Here is a 17,336-nt window from a genome sequence, read left to right as displayed (position 1 = left end):
AGATCAGACATGGTCACCACTCGTTTTCGAACGGTGAATCATGCACGTCAAACCAAATCAATGGGTCCTGACCCTAGAAGACCGGGATCTGGGTCCTTGCTATAGAGGATTGCCGGGCTGATGGAAGAGGAGGTTGCGATCGTACCGGTGTTGGTCACTTTTGCGTTGATCGTGAGGTCGAACTGAACGGCATTTCCCGCGCCGGACTGGATCAGTCCGGTGTTTTCGACGTTGGCGCGAAATTGATTGCCCAGGTAAACGGTGCGATCCGTCGCGCTGGAGATCTCTCCGGCGTTGAAGAGAGAAAAACGGCCGGATGAATTGGCCGGCGCGGGGTCGACGATAATCGCTTCGCCAAAATCAAAGCCGTGAACGACGCCCGTTTGACCGACCGTGATGGTGCCGTCGATCCCTCCCTGCGAATTCCAGCGGATGCCGTGCTGGCCGATGATCGCGTCGTCGACACGGATATCGTATTCGTTCAAGTCAGGGGCCGCGAAAGCCGGCGCCAGCGGTCGAGATGATCTGCACACCCTGGGACACGTAAAGCTCTCCGCCGTCCACGATGGCCGGTGTCGAACTGCCGGTCAGAGAGGTGAAGTCGCGCGCCGATCAGGCCCGTCCCGGCGCGCGAGAGTGTCAGAGCACGAAGTCATCCGCCGTCAACCCGGTCACATTGGCCACCCGGATCTCGGCATCGGCGTTGCCGTCGCCATCGGCATCCAGCTGCACGATGGTCGAGCCGGTGGGCGTTTCGAAGAGCCGCAGCTCGGGATTGCCCGAGGGGGCGAAAGCGCCCGTGCCGCGGAACTCGAACACACCCGGGCTGAGGCCCGCGACCGAAATCAGGTCGACGCCCTGTTCGAAATCCAGGATCTGGTCACGGTTGGCGCCCACGACGGTCTCTGTCAGCGCCCGGAAGACGAAGAAATCCGCGCCCACGCCGCCGGTCAGGAAGTCGCGGCCAAGGCCCCCGGCCAGCTCGTCCTCGCCGGCGCGGCCCCGCAGGATGTCGTTGCCGGCGCCGCCTTCCAGAACGTCATCACCGTTGCCGCCGTCCATCGTGTCGTTGTCATCGCCGCCTTCCAGCCGGTCCGCCCCGTCCTGCCCGATCAGCAGGTCGTTGCCGTTGTCACCAAGGATGGTGTCGTTGCCTGCGCCGCCGTTGAGCGTGTCGTCCTGGGTTCCGCCGATCACCGAGTCGTCGCCCGCGCCGCCAAAGATTGTGTCGGCGCCCACGCCGCCGTCCAGCGTGTCGTCCCCGCCGTGTCCGGCCAAAAGGTCGTCGTTGGCAAAGCCTCGGAAGAGGTCGTCGCCATTGGCGCCGATCAGCGTGTCGTCGCCGGTCCCGCCGATGACCCCTTGGATCACGACGCCGTCGCCCGTGGCGCGGAACAGATCGTTGTCGCCGCCCAGATCGACATCGCGTGTGACCGTGCCGCCGTTGATGACCACGTCGTCGCCGGCGTTCAGTTGGACGGAACCTTCGATCAGTCCGGTGTTGTTGACCGTCTCACGCCCGTCTGCGCCGCGGATGCCGCTGGTCAGGGTGCCGGTGTTCACCACCTTTGCCGTGCTGCCGGCATTGCTCAGAAACTCGACAGCTGCGTTTGTAGAGGCGCCTGCGATGGTGCCATGGTTGGTGATCACAACATCAGTGTTGTCAAACACGTAAATGCCCCATGTGGCGCTGGCGATATTGCCCGTTGCCGTGTTCAGGATACGGGAACCGGCCGCGCGCGAGCCCAGGACGATGGCGCTCAAACCGCCGGTCATGGTGCCCGAATTGATGATTTTCATGCCGCCATCGCCGTTAATCGCTTCTTCGCCCGCCGTTATCGTCCCGCTGTTGACGACCCAAGCGCCGGTGCCTCCCACGGCCAATCCATCGTTCTGGGCCACGATCTCGCCGGTGTTGAGTACCCGCGTCTTGCCGGCTTCGCTTTGGATCGCATTGTTGCCCGCGTGGATCTGCCCGTTGTTGGTGATCAGGTCACCGACCGTCGTGTCGCTGCCGGAGACCCTGACCCCATTGCCATCGCTGGATATCAGCGCGCCGTCGTTGACGATCTTGTTCCCGTTGGCCCCGATCGAGATGGCGTCGAGGGCAGAGTTGATCGTCCCGGAATTGTAGATGTCGTTGTCGTTCTGGCCGATGCGGATGCCGTTGATCCCGCCCGCCATCTGCCCGGAGTTGACGATACGGTGCCCGCCCAAATCCAGGTCGACGACCCGTTCGTCGGCGCGCATCAGGCCGCTGTTGTCCAGAGAGAGGTCCGCGGCCTGCGAGACATCGGTGGATGAAAAGGCGTCGATCTGGCCAATGATGGTTCCGCTGTTGGAGACGGCGGTGCCATCGGCGCGCAGGACAAAGCCGTAATCGCCGTTGACCGAGCCTGAATTCGCAAAAATGCTGTCAATGGCGGTGTCCTGGACCATGACGCCGGCGAAATTGGCGCCGAGGACCGCGCCCGCATTGAGGATCGACGCATCCGTTCCGATGATCTCGATTCCGAAACCGCCCCCGGCAACCGATCCCGTGGTCAGGATGTTGACATTGACGTTATCGGCATTGACCTTGAGCCCTTCGGCAGCGACTGAGGCGAACAGGCTTCCGCCGATCTGAACGGCGTTGCCACCGGTCGTGTCGATCAACAGCGCGTCCGAATCCTGGTCGCTGACCAGCACGCCTTCGCGCAGGATGTAATCGTCGCCCGTGCTGATGGTGTCGCCGGTGGTCTGGTCGGTGGTGCGGATGAAGAGTGCCATCTGATATTCCCTTTGGACGTTATGAATTGCAGGTTTTTTTCCAGTTGTTAACCTTTTCACCCTACACGCCTGCCGGCGTCGTCCAAGGGTCATCGCGCGGCGGCCAAATGAGTGTCTGAAGGTTTCAGCTTTGGGTTGTGTGCGTGGGGCTGGGAAAGCGAAGAGACGCGCGTTTCGGCAATGGGGGTGCCGGAAGGCCCGGAAAGCGACCCGGTCAAGGCGCCCGGGTCTCAGATGTTCATGAGGGCAGGGGGCGCGGCCCCGCGTTCTCGGTCAGAGCACAAAATCATCCGCCGTCAGCCCGGTGACATTCGCGACCCGGATCTCGGCGTCCGCCGTGCCATCGCCATTGGCATCCAGTTGCACGATGGTCGAGCCTGTGGCGGTTTCCACAAGCCGCAATTCCGGGTTTCCGGAGGGGGCGAATGCCGCCGTGCCGCGGAACTCGAAGACACCGGGCGACAGGCCCGCCACGACGATGCTGTCCACGCCCTGTTCGAAATCAAGGATCTGGTCGCGATTGGCGCCGACCACGGTTTCAGCCAGGGCGCGAAAGACGAAGGTGTCCGCATCCTGACCGCCGGTCAGGAAGTCGCGGCCCAGCCCGCCGGCCAGGTCGTCCTCGCCCGCGCGGCCGCGCAGGATGTCATTGCCAGAGCCGCCTTCGAGGATGTCGTCGCCGTTGCCGCCATCGAGGATGTCATCGTTGTCACCGCCGTCGAGCAGGTCCGATCCGTCCTGCCCGACAAGGATGTCATTGCCGCCCTCGCCATAGACGGTGTCATCGCCGGCATTGGCGTTCATCGTGTCGTTGTCGGTGCCGCCGTTGATCTCGTCGTTGCCCGCGCCGCCCAGGATGACGTCGAGGCCGCTGCCGCCCTCCAGGCTGTCATCGCCGCCATGGCCAATCAGCGTGTCGTTGTCGGCGCCTCCGTCGAACAGGTCCACCGCCTCGCCGCCGATCAGCAGGTCATTGTCCTCGTCGCCATACACCGTGCCCTGCACCTCGCCCGAGGTGCCCCTGTAGACGTCGTTGTTGTTGTCCAAGAAGATATCCCCGACCATCAGCCCGGCGTTATTGATGATGTTCATGCCGGTTCCATTGAAGGCGGTGTAGCTGCCGCTGTTCCCGATAATTGTGCCGCTGTTGTTCAAAGTGGCGGTCCCGGTGCTGCTCAATTGCCAATTGGCATAGATCCCGAAACCGGATTGGCCGATGATCGTGCCGGTGTTGATCATGAACAACGGGGCCGTTCCCGCATCCGCCGCCAGACCGTCCGAGCTCCCCTGAATCAGACCGCTGTTGGAAATGTCGGTGTTTGTGAATCCATCCTCTGTCCGGATGTCGACCGCATCCTCACCTGACAGGATGGTGCCCGCGTTCAAGAGGGTGGCGTCGCTGGTCATCCGCATGCTGACCGTGTCGTCGTTCAGGGCCTGCAAGACTCCGCTGGGCCCCACGCTGATTTCGGTCCGCGCGCCTGTGGCAACGATCGCATTGTCCGTGGCGGAGACGGAGTTCGCCAGCACGAGTCCGCCGACATAGACATAGTTCGTGCCCGCACCGGACGTACTGATCGGGTCTCCTGTCACCACGAGTTGCGAATTCGGCCCGGACACGACCCCGGTTTCACCGCCGGTCAGGGTTTGCGCTGTGGTGGACGAACCGCTGATAACAAAGCTGGCCATGATGCGTATTCCTTTTCAAATATGTTGCTTGTGCGAAGACGGGTCCGCGTATCCGCCTGCGGGCGGGCAGGATCCCCTGGTCGGCCAATTCGCCTATGTCGCCCGCGCGGACCTGACGTCGCGCCGGGGGGCAATACCGGTCAGGAAACCCCGACCCAGACCGCCCAATCAAGCGCTTTCTGCAGGATCTTGTCTCGTCTGACGAGGGTCTCGGCGGCCTCAGAGAACAAAATCATCCGCCGTCAGCCCTGTGACATTCGCGACCCGGATCTCGGCGTCCGCCGTGCCATCGCCATTGGCATCCAGTTGCACGATGGTCGAGCCGGTGGCGGTTTCCACAAGCCGCAATTCCGGGTTCCCGGAGGGGGCGAATGCCGCCGTGCCGCGGAACTCGAAGACACCGGGCGACAGGCCCGCCACCACGATCAGGTCCACACCCTGTTCAAAATCGATGATCTGGTCGCGGTTCGCGCCCACCACGGTTTCGGCCAGCGCCCGAAAGACGAAGTTGTCCGCGCCCTGACCGCCGGTCAGGAAGTCGCGGCCCAGTCCTCCGGCGAGGTCGTCCTCTCCGTTGCGGCCGCGCAGGATGTCGTTGCCGTCGCCGCCTTCGAGAATGTCGTCGCCATCGCCGCCGTCCATCGTGTCGTCGTTGGCCCCCCCATCCAGGAAATCGCTGCCGTCCTGCCCGACCAGCACGTCGTTGCCCCCGTCGCCGAACAAGGTGTCGTCATCGGCATTGCCGTTCAGCGTATCGTTGTTGGCGCCGCCTTCGATATAATCGTTGCCGGTGCCGCCCTGGATGAAATCGTTGCCACCCTCGCCGATCAGGTCGTCGTCGCCTTCGTTGGCAAAGATATCGTCATTGCCCGATCCGCCGAACACCGTGTCGTCGCCCGCGCCGCCGCGCACCGTGTCGTTCTCGGTCCCGGCGGTCACGGTGTCGCTGCCCGCCCCGGCAAAGATCAGGTCGTCGCCCGCGCCGCCGACCAGCGTGTCGTCGCCCCCGCGCCCGACCAGCGTGTCGGCGTCGGCGCCGCCATCGAGGTTGTCCGCCAGGTCGCCGCCAGCCAGCGTGTCGTTGCCGCCCTCGCCAAGGACAACACCGGTGGCGACCCCGGTGCCGATCCCGCGATAGGTGTCGGCGCCATCGCCAAGGACGACATCGCCGCCGATCGTGCCGCCGTTGATGACCGTGTCGTTGCCGCCGTTCAGGTTCACGCCGCCGTTGATCAGACCCGTGTTCTGCACTCTGTCGACAGCCGTGGTCGACGTCGACAGCACAACGTCAGACGCCGTGCCGCTGAGAATGCCCGAATTGATGATGTCGAGCGCGTCGCTGCCAATGATTGCCCGGCCAGCGTTACTGTTGGAATTGTCAAAGGCATTCCCGATGATTTCGCCCGTGTTGACGATCCGGGTGTCTGCCTCATTGATCCGGATCCCCGTGCCAGCGGCGATCAGTCCCGAGTTGAATATCTTGGTTTCGGCCTGATTGATAAGGAGCCCATCCCCGATACCGGAGACATGCCCCGATATCGTGATCGTGGACTCGAACACACTGGTTCCGCTCGCGGGGGGGTCGAGCCGCACAGTGGAGCTTCCCTGTGACGTCACCGACCCCTGGATGTCGATGCTTGTGGCGAGGCGGTTGCTGAGGATGCCTCGGTTGGCGCCGTCGACCGTTCCCGTTTCACCGACGACAATGCTGACGCGTCCGCTGCCGTCGCCGACATCCGCGGCAAGAATCCCGCTCAAGCCTGCCACGGCCCCCCGTACGACGAGATCCGCGAGGGTGGGGCTGGTCAGAACGATGCCATTGCTCGTGGAATAGACCGAGTTTCCCTCGGGAAGGATGCCAACGTTGGTCGAGGTAAGGAACACGGTGGATGTGCTGCTGGAAATGATGCTGATGGCCATGGTCGCTCCAAAATCGGCCGACATGTGCCGTCGGCGTTAAATTAACGTATGGTTAACCTTCATGATCGGGTGTCCACGATCAAGAAAAGATGTCCGTCATCGGTGCCTGGTGCTGAGCGTCGACTCTGGATGTTGGCTTTCCAAACGAAAAGGAACGCCCCGCGAGGGGGCGTTCCGATGATCTGCCTGGGCCGGAGGGCCCGGCAGGCGGTTTTAGTTCCTGGAGGGGACGACCATCTTGCCGGCAACGATCCAGGGCATCATGCCGCGTGGCTAGACGCCTTTGGCCTTGATCCTTCACCGACCCTGACGCCTGTGAGGCGCGCGCTCTACAGCACGAAGTCTTCCGCCGTCAGCCCCGTCACGTTGGCAACGCGGATCTCGGCGTCAGCGATCCCGTCGCCATCGGCGTCCAGCTGCACGATGGTCGAGCCGGTCGGCGTCTCGAAGAGCCGCAGTTCCGGATTGCCCGAAGGGGCAAACGCGGCGGTGCCCCGGAACTCGAACACACCCGGGCTGAGGCCCGCAACGACGATGCTGTCGGCGCCCTGTTCGAAATCCAAAATCTGGTCGCGATTGGCGCCGACCACGGTTTCAGCCAGCGCGCGGAAGACAAAGTTGTCCGCGTCCTGCCCGCCAGTCAGGAAGTCGCGGCCCAGCCCGCCCGCGAGGTCGTCCTCACCCGCGCGGCCGCGCAAGATATCGTCGCCGTCGCCGCCCTCAAGCACGTCGTCGCCATTGCCTCCGTCCATCGTGTCGTTGTCGGCGCCGCCGTCGAGGAAATCGCTTCCATCCTGACCGACCAGGATGTCGTTGCCAAGATCGCCAAGGATCGTGTCGTCGCCGGCATTGCCGTTCAGCGTGTCGTTGTTGGCTCCGCCGTCGATGTCGTCATTGCCTGCACCGCCAAGGATGACGTCATTGCCGCCGCCGCCCGCCAGAATATCGTCACCGCCGCGCCCGACCAGCTTGTCATCATCGCCGCCACCGTCAAGGTCGTCAGCCAGATCGCCGCCCAACAGCGTGTCGTTGCCTGCCTGGCCTTCGACGAGTCCTTCGGTGCCCCCGGACCCATTAGCGCGATAGGTGTCGGCGCCTGCGCCAAGCGCTACATCGCCCCAGATTGTGCCTAGATTGATCACGCTATCCGCCCCGCTTCCCGCACCAATCGCATCGTCGGGCGCGGTGATGGTGCCGGAATTGAACAGGGTCAGGCTTTCCGAAATGCTTAGGGATGTGGCTACGATTGCGTCCAGGGTGCCGCTGATCGTGCCAGTGTTGCTGACCTCCGAGGTGCCGCCCAGTTTGATGACCGAGCCGGAGGTCGAGGTCATCAGCCCGTTGTTGACGATCCGCGCGTTGTCCCCGTTCATCAGCAGTGCCGCTATCGTCTGACCCCCATTGGTGCCGTTCAGCGTCCCGGTATTGACGAAGGTGTTGTTCGCCCCGGCCAGTTCGGACTGACCGCCAGAAATGGTGCCATGGTTGGTCACCCAGGCGCTGTTTCCGGTGAAATTGAAGGGGCGAAAGATATCCGGTGCCAGGACTTGACCGTTCGGGCCGATGTAGATGACAGAACTGGCATTCCCGGCATCAGCTATCACATCGCCACCGGTGGCAATCAAAGTCCCAAGCACAAACACGTCCGTGTTTGTGCCGGTCACGTTGAGCGTGGAGGTGCTGAAGTACTGCGTCACCCCTTCGAGCAAATAGTATTCGTCGTTTATCGCGAGGTTGGTTTGCGCGTTTGTCAGTGTGCTGATCACGAAGGTTGCCATGGTCTCGTCTCCTGTTTGCAAAGAATGCGCGGAGCCTGGCAGGGGCGGTAACGGGGACTCGTGACGAAGCAATCGTGAGGGGTGCCTGCTATCGGCCCGGAAGACATGCATGGTCCTCCCAAAAGGGCTGAGCTGTCAAAACATTCTGGGCCTGTCGCAGATTCCGGTGTTTGTGATCCGTTGGGCAGACCCGTTCGTGACGGGCCTGCTGCTGAAGAACGAGATCAGTTCATGGAGGTGTCAACCATCTTGCCGGCAAGGATCCAGAGCATCATGCCACGCGGCTGCGCGCCTTTGGCCCTGGTCCTTCACCGACCCTGACGCCTATGAGGCGAGCACTCTACAGGACGAAGTCATCCGCCGTCAGGCCGGTGACATTGGCCACCCGGATTTCCGCATCCGCCGCGCCGTCGCCATCGGCGTCCAGCTGCACGATGGTCGACCCTGTGGCGGTTTCCAGCAGCCGCAATTCCGGGTTGCCGGAGGGATCGAAAGCAGCCGTGCCCCTGAACTCGAAAACCCCCGGCGAGAGGCCCGCAACCACGATCATGTCCACACCCGGTTCAAAGTCGATGATCTGGTCGCGGTTGGCACCGACGACCGTCTCGGCCAGAGCGCGGAAGACAAAGTTGTCCGCATCCTGCCCGCCGGTCAGAAAGTCACGGCCCAACCCGCCCGCCAGATCGTCCTCCCCGGCACGTCCTCGCAGGATGTCGTTGCCATCGTCGCCTTCGAGGATGTCGCCGCCGTTGCCTCCGTCCATCGTGTCGTTGTCGGCGCCACCGTCCAGGCTGTCGCTGCCGTCCTGGCCGATCAGCACGTCGTTGCCGATGCCGCCGGTGAGGCTGTCGCCGCCGGATCCGCCGTTCATCACGTCGTCGTCGGCGCCGCCGTCCATGTCGTCATCGCCCGCGCCGCCAAAGATCGTGTCGTTCCCCGCGTCTCCCAGAAGGGTATCGTTGCCGCCATGCCCCGCGATCAGGTCGTCGTCGACCCCGCCATCGAGGCGATCCGCGCTGTCGGCCCCGAGCAGCGTGTCCAGCCCTTCCTCTCCGAAGACCGTTCCGCCAAATGTGCCGCTGCCAACCGCGCGCACCAGGTCGTTGCCGGTGCCCATCTGCACGGTGTTCGACGCGGTGCCGCCATTGATGAAAATGTCGTGCCCGCCGGAAAACCCGGCCACCCCCGCGAGCGTGCCGAAATTTCGGACGATATCGTCACCGGCGTTGAGGGTGATCGAATGCAACGTGCCCGCAACGGTGCCGAAATTCTCGAGCACGAAGCCGGTCACGACATTCGTCAGGTTGATCCCGTCCGCGGCTTCGATCAGCCCGTTGTTGACAACCGTGGTGCTGTCGCCGCGGATATTCAAGCCGACACTGTCGGACAGGATGTTGCCGCTGTTGGCAATGCGAGAATTGTCCGACGTAGTGGTCAGGTTGACGCCGGTGTTGACACCGAAGATCGTTCCGCTGTTGTGCAGTGAAAGCTGCCGAAAGGAATTGACACCCTGAAGTTCGCCGGTGACCGAGCCGGAGTTCTGGACGATGGCCCGGTCTCCAAGGTCGCTTCCGGAAAACAGGATGCCTTCCTGTTCGCCCGCCAGACTGCCTTCGTTGATGACGGTGACCGTGTTGCCGTTGCCCGCAAAGACAATGACGGCGCTGTCGGCGGTTTGCACGAGGCCGGTGTTGCCGTTGAGAAATAAGGCGTCAAATTCGCCCGTCAGGGCAAGACCATCGTCATGGCTGATGATGGTGCCGTAGTTGTAGAAATTGAAAGCGCCAAGGTTGCTGTCGATCACAGCGTCGGTGCCGCCTCCCGTGGTGACGATACTGTTTCCCGCCAGTAAGAAAGTGGGATCGTTTGCCGTAACGGTGACGGTGGAGGTTGTCGATGAAAGAACTGTCATGGCTGGTTCTCCAATGCTGGTCCGAAAAAAGTATTTGGTTTAGAGGCGGTTTGCCTGTTGGGCCGCACCTTTAAATGCTGCTCCGGACTGACGGTCAAGGAAGACGGGAAATTCACAGGACCCGGCATGCGCCGCGGACAAAAAAACGCCCCCTCGAAAGGGGGCGTCGGTGTTCCGGTTTCGGACGGGCGTCGCGCCCGCCGTCCCGGATCAGTTCTTCGACTTGTCGACCATCTTGCCGGCCGAGATCCAGGGCATCATGCCGCGCAGCTTTTCGCCGGTGGCCTCGATCTGGTGTTCGTCGTTGATGCGGCGGGTCGCCTTGAACGAGGGCTGGCCAACAGCGTTTTCCAGCATGAAGTCACGCACGAACTTGCCGGTCTGGATGTCGGTCAGAACCGCCTTCATCCGGGCCTTGGTCTCGTCGTAGGGCAGGATGCGCGGGCCCGAGACATATTCGCCGTATTCGGCGGTGTTCGAGATCGAGTAGTTCATGTTGGCGATGCCGCCTTCGTAGATCAGGTCCACGATCAGCTTGACCTCGTGCAGGCACTCGAAATAGGCCATTTCCGGCGCGTAGCCGGCTTCGACCAGGGTCTCGAAGCCCATCCGGATCAGCTCGACCAGGCCGCCGCAGAGAACCGCCTGTTCGCCGAAGAGGTCGGTTTCGCATTCCTCGCGGAAGTTGGTCTCGATGATGCCCGAACGGCCACCGCCGATCGCGGCGCAGTAGGACAGGCCGATTTCCAGCGCCTTGCCGGTGGCGTCGTTGTCGACGGCCACGAGGCAGGGCACGCCGCCGCCCTTGGTGTATTCGCCGCGCACGGTGTGGCCGGGGCCCTTGGGCGCCATCATGATGACGTCGACGCCGGGCTTGGGCTCGATCAGGCCGAAGTGCACGTTCAGACCGTGGGCAAAGGCGATGGCAGAGCCCTCTTTCAGGTGGTCGTGGACGTATTTCTTGTAGGTCTCTGCCTGCAGTTCGTCGGGCATGGTGAACATGATCACGTCACACCAGGCTGCGGCTTCGGAGATGCCCATGACCTGCAGGCCTTCGCCTTCGGCCTTGGCGCGCGAGGGCGAGCCTTCGCGGAGCGCCACGCAGACATTCTTGGCGCCGCTGTCGCGCAGGTTCAGCGCGTGGGCGTGGCCCTGGCTGCCGTAGCCCAGGATGGCAACTTTCTTGTCCTTGATCAGGTTCACATCGCAATCGCGATCATAGTAAACGCGCATGTTGGCACTTCTTCCTTGGTCTTGTTGTTCTGGTCGGCAATCTACGCCCGGCGGCGCGAGAGTGTTTGCGTTTTTCTTGAGTATTTGTCAGAAAGAAGAAACATCATGCGCTATTTTTCCGATTGGCGGTGAATTCATGCTCGACGACACGGACAGGCGCATCCTGCGCCACATGATGGCAGAGCCCGAGATGGCGGGCGGCGCCCTGGCCGACCGGGCAGGGGTCACGGCCTCGACCCTGGCACGGCGGCTGGAGCGGTTGCGCACGCGCGGCGTCTTGCACGGGTTGCGCGGGGTGATCGACTGGCGGGCGCTGGGCTACGAGGTCGAGGTCTCCTTGCGGGTGACGCTGGACAAGACCCAGCCGCGCGCCTTCGACGAGTTCATCGCCGCCGCGCGCGAGGTGCCCGAGGTGCTGGAGATCCAGACCTTTCTGGGGCAGGTGGACGTGCGGCTGTCGGTGATCGCGCGGGACATGGCGCATTACCAGCAGCTTTACCGCGACCGTCTGCTGACCCTGCCGCATATCGCCGACATCGAGGCACTGATGCATGTCGCCCGAGTCAAGGACCGCGAGGCGTTGCCGCTGTGATCGCCCTGGACGACACTGATCGTGCGTTGATCCGCGCGCTGGCACAGGATGCGACGGCCTCTGCCGGGGCGCTGGGGCGGGACCTGGGCCTGTCGCAGCCCGCCTGTTGGCGGCGGATCAAGCGCCTGCGCGAGGCGGGGGTCTTTCGCGCAACCCGGCTGGATGTGGACACGGCGGCGCTGGGGTTTGGCGTGACCGTCTTTCTGGGGGTCAAGCTGGCCACAAAGGGGCGTGTCAGTCTTGAGGATTTCGAACGCGCGGTCAGCGCCATCCCCGAGGTGCAGACCGTGGAACATGTGCTGGGCGCCTATGACTATCGCCTGCGCGTCGTGGCGCGGGACCTGCCGGATTTCGAGCGCGTGCTGCGGCGGCGGATCATGACCTTGCCCGGGGTCGGCAATCTGGACGCCAATGTGCTGCTCAGCGAGGAGCGGCGCCCCGGGCCGCTGGGCTGACAGCACGGGGTATGCGGGCGCCAAAAGTATTCCTTTGCATACAGTGGCTTGGGTGAAATCCTCATGGCGGCTATGCGGTATTGAGCATGGTACCGCCGCCTTGGCATGGTCTATGCTGCAGTGCAGAATTAGATCGGGCCTGCCGGACGCGGACCCGCCGTGCAACCAAGACGAACATGGGGACCATCATGAACAAGCTCCTGACCGCCGCCGCCTTTGCGCTGACCTCGACCGCCGCCCTTGCGGGGACTGTGACCCTGGACGCCCCCGCCGCCGGCGCGACCCTGCACGAGGCCGGCATCGACATGAGCCTCTACTGGACCGAGGCAGAGGCCGGCTATGAGTTGGTCGCGACCTATGTCACCGAGGACACCGCCGAGCCCGCGCGCCTGGTGATGCTGCTGCAGGAGGGCGACAACGTCACCTTCGGCCTGCCGGATGCGCGCGACGTGACCTTCAAGTTCATCCGCACCAACGACGTCGTTGTGGTCGCGGGCTACAACCCCGCCGCAGAGCTGGTCGGCAACTGATCATTCGGGTCCGAACGCGGCATTGTGGACACGGCGGCGCGTGCCTCGCGCCGCCGTTTTTCATCTCTGCCCCTTTTGTTGGCCTTTTCGCCGCGCGCCGGGCGGGATAGAGCTTGGCGCAAACATGGAGGACCCTATGGCTGCCTTGCTTGACACAGTCGATCCCGAAGGGATGGAAGAATTCTCGGTCGTCTTCACCGACCGCTCGCTCAACCACATGTCCGCCGCCTTTCAGGAGGTGATGCGCGATATTTCAGCCATGCTGAAAGAGGTCTATGCCGCCGATGGCGTGGCCCTGGTGCCCGGTGGCGGCACCTACGGGATGGAGGCGGTGGCGCGTCAGTTCGGGCGTGGTGCCGACGTTCTGGTGGTGCGCAATGGCTGGTTCTCTTACCGCTGGTCGCAGATCTTCGAGGCGGGCGGTTTCGCCGGAGAGACCACGGTGATGAAGGCACGGCGCACGGGCAACGCGTCCGACGCGCCCTTTGCCCCCGCGCCGATCGAGGAGGTCGAGGCCAAGATCGCCGAGACGCGCCCCGATGTGGTCTTTGCCCCACATGTCGAAACCTCGGCCGGGGTGATCCTGCCGGATGACTACGTGACCCGGCTGGCCAGGGCCGCGCATGAGGTCGGCGCGCTGATGGTGCTGGACTGCATCGCCTCGGGCTGCGCCTGGATCGACATGCGCGCGACCGGGGTCGATGTGCTGATTTCGGCGCCGCAAAAGGGCTGGTCCTCGACCCCCTGTGCCGGGCTGGTCATGATGTCCGAACGCGCGCTTGAGCGGCTGGACAAGACCACCTCGGACAGCTTCGCCGTCGATCTGAAGAAATGGTACCAGATCATGCAGGCCTACGAGAACGGCGGCCATGCCTACCACGCCACCATGCCGACAGACGGGCTGCGGTCCTTCCGCGACACGATGGCCGAAACCCGCGCCTATGGCTTTGACAAGCTGAAGGCGGCGCAATGGGCGCTGGGCGACGCGGTGCGCGCGATGTTTGCCGAGAAGGGCGGGAAATCCGTCGCCGCCGAGGGCTATGGCGCGCCGGGCGTGGTGGTCTGCTATACCGCCGATCCGGAGATCAAGACCGGCAAGGCCTTTGCCGCGCACGGCATGCAGATCGCCGCCGGTGTCCCGCTGCAATGCGATGAGCCGCCGGAGTTCTCGACCTTCCGCGTCGGTCTGTTCGGGCTGGACAAGCTGTACGATGTCGAGGCCACTGTCGCCCGGTTGCGCAAGGTGGTGGACCAGGTTCTGTAAGAAGGGGGCTCTGCCCCCGTCGCCTCTGGCGACTCCCCCGGAGGTATTTTAGGCCCAAAGAAACACCGGGTACGCGCCTTTGTCTTCTTTGGGCGTCAAATACCTCCGGGGGTGAATGGGCCGCCGGCCCAGAGGGGGCAGCGCCCCCTTTTCTCCTATCCGCGTGCGCCCAGTCCCATCTGCATGAGCGAGGTGCGCACAGGCTTGAGGCCATAGAGCGCGTCCAGTCCCTTGGCGCGGATGTCACGCAGAGGTTGCGCAGACAGCTGCGATATGCGGTTGAGCGCGGTGATCCCGGCGACGCGCGCGCGGATATCCGTGATCCTGCTGCGGTGATAGGCGTCCAGCATCTGCGCATCGCCCAGCCCCTCGGGGCGGGCCATTGCCAGATCCCGTAAGGCAGCAATGTCCTTGAGGCTCATGTTGAGACCCTGCGCGCCGATGGGGGGCACCACATGCGCCGCCTCGGCCACCAGGGCCAGGCGCTGGGAGGAGAGCCGATCGGCCTCTTGCGCGATGATCGGCCAGATCGAGCGGCGCGAGGCCAGTTCCAGCGGGCCGAAGAGAAAGCAAGAGCGTTCCGACATTTCCGCCTGGAAGGTTGCAGGGGCCAGGTCGAAGAGGCGTTGTGCCTTGGGGCCGTCCTCCATCCAGACCACCGCCGAACAGGGGCGGCCGTCGAGGTCGGGCAGGGGAACCAGGGTGAAGGGGCCGCCGGTGCGGTGGATTTCGGTCGAGACATTGCAATGCGGGATCGGGTGGGTGACGGCAAAGGCCAGCGCCTTTTGTCCGAACCGCGTGGTCTTGACCCCAATCCCGGCCGCCTGACGCATGGGCGATGCGCGCCCGTCCGCGGCCACCACCATCCGGCAGCGCACCTTGCTGCCGTCCGACAGCGTCACGCGGGCCTCGCCCTCGCGGGTGAAAAGCGCCTTGGTGCCCGTGCCGGGGCGGAAATCGACGTTGGCCAGCTCGCCCAGGCGGGCCGCCATTTCCCGGCGGAGCAACCAGTTGGGAAGGTTCCAGCCAAAGGGCTTGTCCGAAAGATCTTCGGCATCGAAATCGCGGGTCACGCGCGGCTCAGCCACGGGTCCACCGGCATCGACGATACGCATGACCTGCAGCGGCATGGCGTGATCGGCGAGGCGCGGCCAGAGGCCGATTTCCTCCAGGAAAGACTGTGCCGGTTGCAGGAAGGCCGTGGTGCGCAGGTCCGCGCCTTCGGCTTCGCGCTCTGTCACCGGCGGGGTGGGGTCGACGATGAGCGTCGAGAACCCGGCCGAGGCAAAACCCGCCGCCGCGGTCAGCCCCGCGATGCCGCCGCCCGAAATGACGATATCATAATCCATCTTCACGACTCCTTTGCCGAGACCCTAGGGCGGGCGCAGGCGAAAGTGTATCGGGATCGCTGTCGCGCGGGGCGCGGTGTGCGGTCGCGGGGGCAGTGCATCCGCGACCGCATCAGGGCATGCGACGTCTTACTTGCCGACGGAGATGAGGATCAGCACCACGTAGACCACCGGGACGAGGGCCAATGCCGTCATCGCGAGCCCCGCAAGGCCAAAGAGCGCGGTCATGGCGGCGCCAGTCCCTACCAGCAGCGCGGCAATCAGGTAGGCCACCTGTTCGGGCGAGATCGCCTTGCGCGGCATGTCCGTGGTGGCGGGGGTTTCGGCAATCGACATATTCACATCTCCTGATTTGTTCTGGAGACGAGATAACATTTCGGCACCTCTCGAACAGGTGCTTAATGTCGCATGCGATATGAAGCTTTACTGGATCAATTTCCCGGCCCGCGACTTCAGCCCGCGCAAGAAGCCCGCCAGGTCATCCGTGTGATGGTGGATGTGGTCTGCCGGGGCGGCCTCTGGCGCGACATGAACCGTGCGCATGCCCATCGCGTGCGGGGCGGCAAGGTTGCGCGGGTCGTCCTCGAACATCGCCGCCTCCGCCGGGTCCAGCCCATCGCGGGCAAAGACACGCTCAAATGCCTCGGGGCGGGGTTTGGGCGCGTAACCCGCGTGTTCGACACCGTAGATCGCGTCAAAGGCGGCCTCCAGCCCGCGGGCTTTGAGCACCTGGGCCGCGTAGGGCGCGCTGCCGTTGGTATAGACGATGCGGCGGCCGGGAAGGGTGGCGATCAGGTCCGCAAGATGCGGATCGGGTGTCAGCGCGTCAAAGGAGATGTCGTGCACGTCCACCAGGTAGTCCTCGGGGTCGACCTCGTGATGGGTCATCAGCCCGGCCAGCGTGGTCCCGTAGCGCGCCCAGTAGTCACGGCGCAGCTGGGCGGCCTCATCCCGCGCGGCGCCGGTCACGCGCATGACATAGCTGTTCATGCGCGCCTCGATCTGGTCGAAGAGGCGCACGGCGGGCGAGTAAAGCGTGTTGTCCAGGTCAAAGACCCAGGCCCGCACATGGGCAAATCTGTCCTTGGTCATGGCATATGCCTACCTTTTGGTAGGTCGCGCGGCAATCGGCGCAGCTTGAACCTGCCATGCCGCTGGCGCTATCGTTGCGCGGTGGACGCAGGGAGGGTTCTATGAGTGAGGTCAAGCCGGCACAAAAAGATGCCTATACGATGATCCTCGAAGCCATCGATTCAGGTATCTACAAGCCGGGTGACCGCCTTGTGGAAAGCGAACTGGCAGAACGTTTCGGCGTGTCGCGCACGCCGATCCGCGAGGCGTTGCAACGGCTGGAGACCCAGTCGCTCCTGGCGCGGGACGGGCGGTCGCTGATCGTGGCCTCGCTGGATCACAACCAGATGGCCGAGCTTTACGCCGTTCGGTCCGAGCTGGAGGGGCTGGCCGCACGGCTGGCGGCGCGGCACGCGACCGAGGAGGAGGTTCGGGTGTTGCGGGACATGATCGAGGAGGACCGCGCGCTGTTGAACGATCCGGCGGCGATGGCGCGGGCCAACCGGCGGTTCCACCGGATGATCCACCTGGCCTCGCACAACCGCTACCTGGTGCAGCAGCTGGACCTCGTCTATCGGTCGATGGCGCTGATGGCGACAACCTCGCTGGCGGCCAAGGGGCGCGGAGAGATCGCGCTGGGCGAACACCAGGCCATCGTCGATGCGATTTCCAAGCGTGACGAGGATGCCGCCTACCGGGCGCTGCGCGACCATATCTCGACCGCTTTCATCACCCGCCTGAAGCAGGACAATGCCGAGCACATGGCGGTGTGAC

At 63.9% G+C, this 17,336-nt stretch carries 15 protein-coding genes; 5 read left to right on the top strand and 10 right to left on the bottom strand.

What is annotated here, in order from left to right; genetic code table 11:
• Window positions 1-47: 47 nt before the first annotated feature.
• From KZZ07_RS24385 to ilvC, 7 genes are all read right to left on the bottom strand, one after another.
• On the bottom strand, window positions 48-485 hold the full coding sequence (locus KZZ07_RS24385; protein WP_219518705.1) for a hypothetical protein: 438 nt from the start codon (window positions 483-485) through the stop codon (window positions 48-50).
• A 154-nt stretch (window positions 486-639) separates the two neighbouring features.
• Entirely contained in the window at window positions 640-2,769 is a 2,130-nt protein-coding gene (locus KZZ07_RS24380) for a calcium-binding protein (RefSeq protein ID WP_219518702.1), read from the bottom strand.
• 273 nt (window positions 2,770-3,042) lie between these two features.
• A complete protein-coding gene (locus tag KZZ07_RS24375; RefSeq protein ID WP_219518699.1) occupies window positions 3,043-4,458 on the bottom strand; it encodes a calcium-binding protein in 1,416 nt (471 codons plus the stop codon).
• Between the two features lie 219 nt (window positions 4,459-4,677).
• Entirely contained in the window at window positions 4,678-6,378 is a 1,701-nt protein-coding gene (locus KZZ07_RS24370) for a calcium-binding protein (RefSeq protein ID WP_219518696.1), read from the bottom strand.
• A gap of 329 nt (window positions 6,379-6,707) precedes the next feature.
• Window positions 6,708-8,156, bottom strand: a complete 1,449-nt coding sequence (locus KZZ07_RS24365; protein WP_219518693.1) for a calcium-binding protein — start codon at window positions 8,154-8,156, stop codon at window positions 6,708-6,710.
• 340 nt (window positions 8,157-8,496) lie between these two features.
• The gene (locus KZZ07_RS24360) at window positions 8,497-10,068 is read right to left on the bottom strand and encodes a calcium-binding protein (protein WP_219518691.1); all 1,572 of its coding nucleotides are present in this window, start codon (window positions 10,066-10,068) and stop codon (window positions 8,497-8,499) included.
• Between the two features lie 210 nt (window positions 10,069-10,278).
• A complete protein-coding gene (gene ilvC, locus KZZ07_RS24355) occupies window positions 10,279-11,301 on the bottom strand; it encodes a ketol-acid reductoisomerase (protein WP_219518689.1) in 1,023 nt (340 codons plus the stop codon).
• Between the two features lie 136 nt (window positions 11,302-11,437).
• On the opposite strand from ilvC, the gene KZZ07_RS24350 reads away from it, so the two are divergent.
• The 4 genes from KZZ07_RS24350 to KZZ07_RS24335 all read left to right on the top strand — a co-directional run bounded on the left by KZZ07_RS24350 (window position 11,438) and on the right by KZZ07_RS24335 (window position 14,142).
• Window positions 11,438-11,893 carry an Lrp/AsnC family transcriptional regulator gene (locus KZZ07_RS24350; RefSeq protein WP_219518675.1) on the top strand — a complete coding sequence of 152 codons (456 nt, stop codon included), beginning with the start codon at window positions 11,438-11,440 and terminating at the stop codon, window positions 11,891-11,893.
• Window positions 11,890-12,348: an Lrp/AsnC family transcriptional regulator gene (locus tag KZZ07_RS24345; RefSeq protein WP_219518673.1), complete on the top strand. Its 459-nt coding sequence runs from the start codon at window positions 11,890-11,892 to the stop codon at window positions 12,346-12,348. The genes KZZ07_RS24350 and KZZ07_RS24345 overlap by 4 nt, the downstream gene beginning before the upstream one ends.
• A gap of 188 nt (window positions 12,349-12,536) precedes the next feature.
• Window positions 12,537-12,878, top strand: a complete 342-nt coding sequence (locus tag KZZ07_RS24340; RefSeq protein WP_219518668.1) for a hypothetical protein — start codon at window positions 12,537-12,539, stop codon at window positions 12,876-12,878.
• Window positions 12,879-13,014: 136 nt separating this feature from the next.
• Complete coding sequence (locus tag KZZ07_RS24335) at window positions 13,015-14,142, top strand: aminotransferase class V-fold PLP-dependent enzyme (RefSeq protein ID WP_219518665.1); 1,128 nt, start codon at window positions 13,015-13,017, stop codon at window positions 14,140-14,142.
• A 155-nt stretch (window positions 14,143-14,297) separates the two neighbouring features.
• On the opposite strand, the gene KZZ07_RS24330 is transcribed toward KZZ07_RS24335, so the two are convergent.
• The 3 genes from KZZ07_RS24330 to KZZ07_RS24320 form a co-directional block, all read right to left on the bottom strand.
• Window positions 14,298-15,491 carry a UbiH/UbiF family hydroxylase gene (locus KZZ07_RS24330; RefSeq protein ID WP_219518662.1) on the bottom strand — a complete coding sequence of 398 codons (1,194 nt, stop codon included), beginning with the start codon at window positions 15,489-15,491 and terminating at the stop codon, window positions 14,298-14,300.
• A 129-nt stretch (window positions 15,492-15,620) separates the two neighbouring features.
• Window positions 15,621-15,827 (bottom strand): hypothetical protein, encoded by a 207-nt coding sequence (locus KZZ07_RS24325; protein WP_219518659.1) that lies wholly within the window; start codon window positions 15,825-15,827, stop codon window positions 15,621-15,623.
• An 87-nt stretch (window positions 15,828-15,914) separates the two neighbouring features.
• A complete protein-coding gene (locus KZZ07_RS24320) occupies window positions 15,915-16,583 on the bottom strand; it encodes a pyrimidine 5'-nucleotidase (protein WP_219518657.1) in 669 nt (222 codons plus the stop codon).
• A 101-nt stretch (window positions 16,584-16,684) separates the two neighbouring features.
• Here KZZ07_RS24320 and KZZ07_RS24315 point away from each other — a divergent pair, with 101 nt between their 5' ends.
• A complete protein-coding gene (locus KZZ07_RS24315) occupies window positions 16,685-17,335 on the top strand; it encodes a GntR family transcriptional regulator (RefSeq protein WP_219518652.1) in 651 nt (216 codons plus the stop codon).
• The last annotated feature ends 1 nt before the right edge of the window (window position 17,336 follow it).

Source organism: Mameliella sp. CS4 (assembly GCF_019392335.1).
In the GTDB taxonomy this organism is placed as follows: Bacteria; Pseudomonadota; Alphaproteobacteria; order Rhodobacterales; family Rhodobacteraceae; genus Antarctobacter.
The sequence above is the reverse complement of the archived record's forward strand: the minus strand, read 5'-3'. Positions and strand labels throughout refer to the sequence as shown.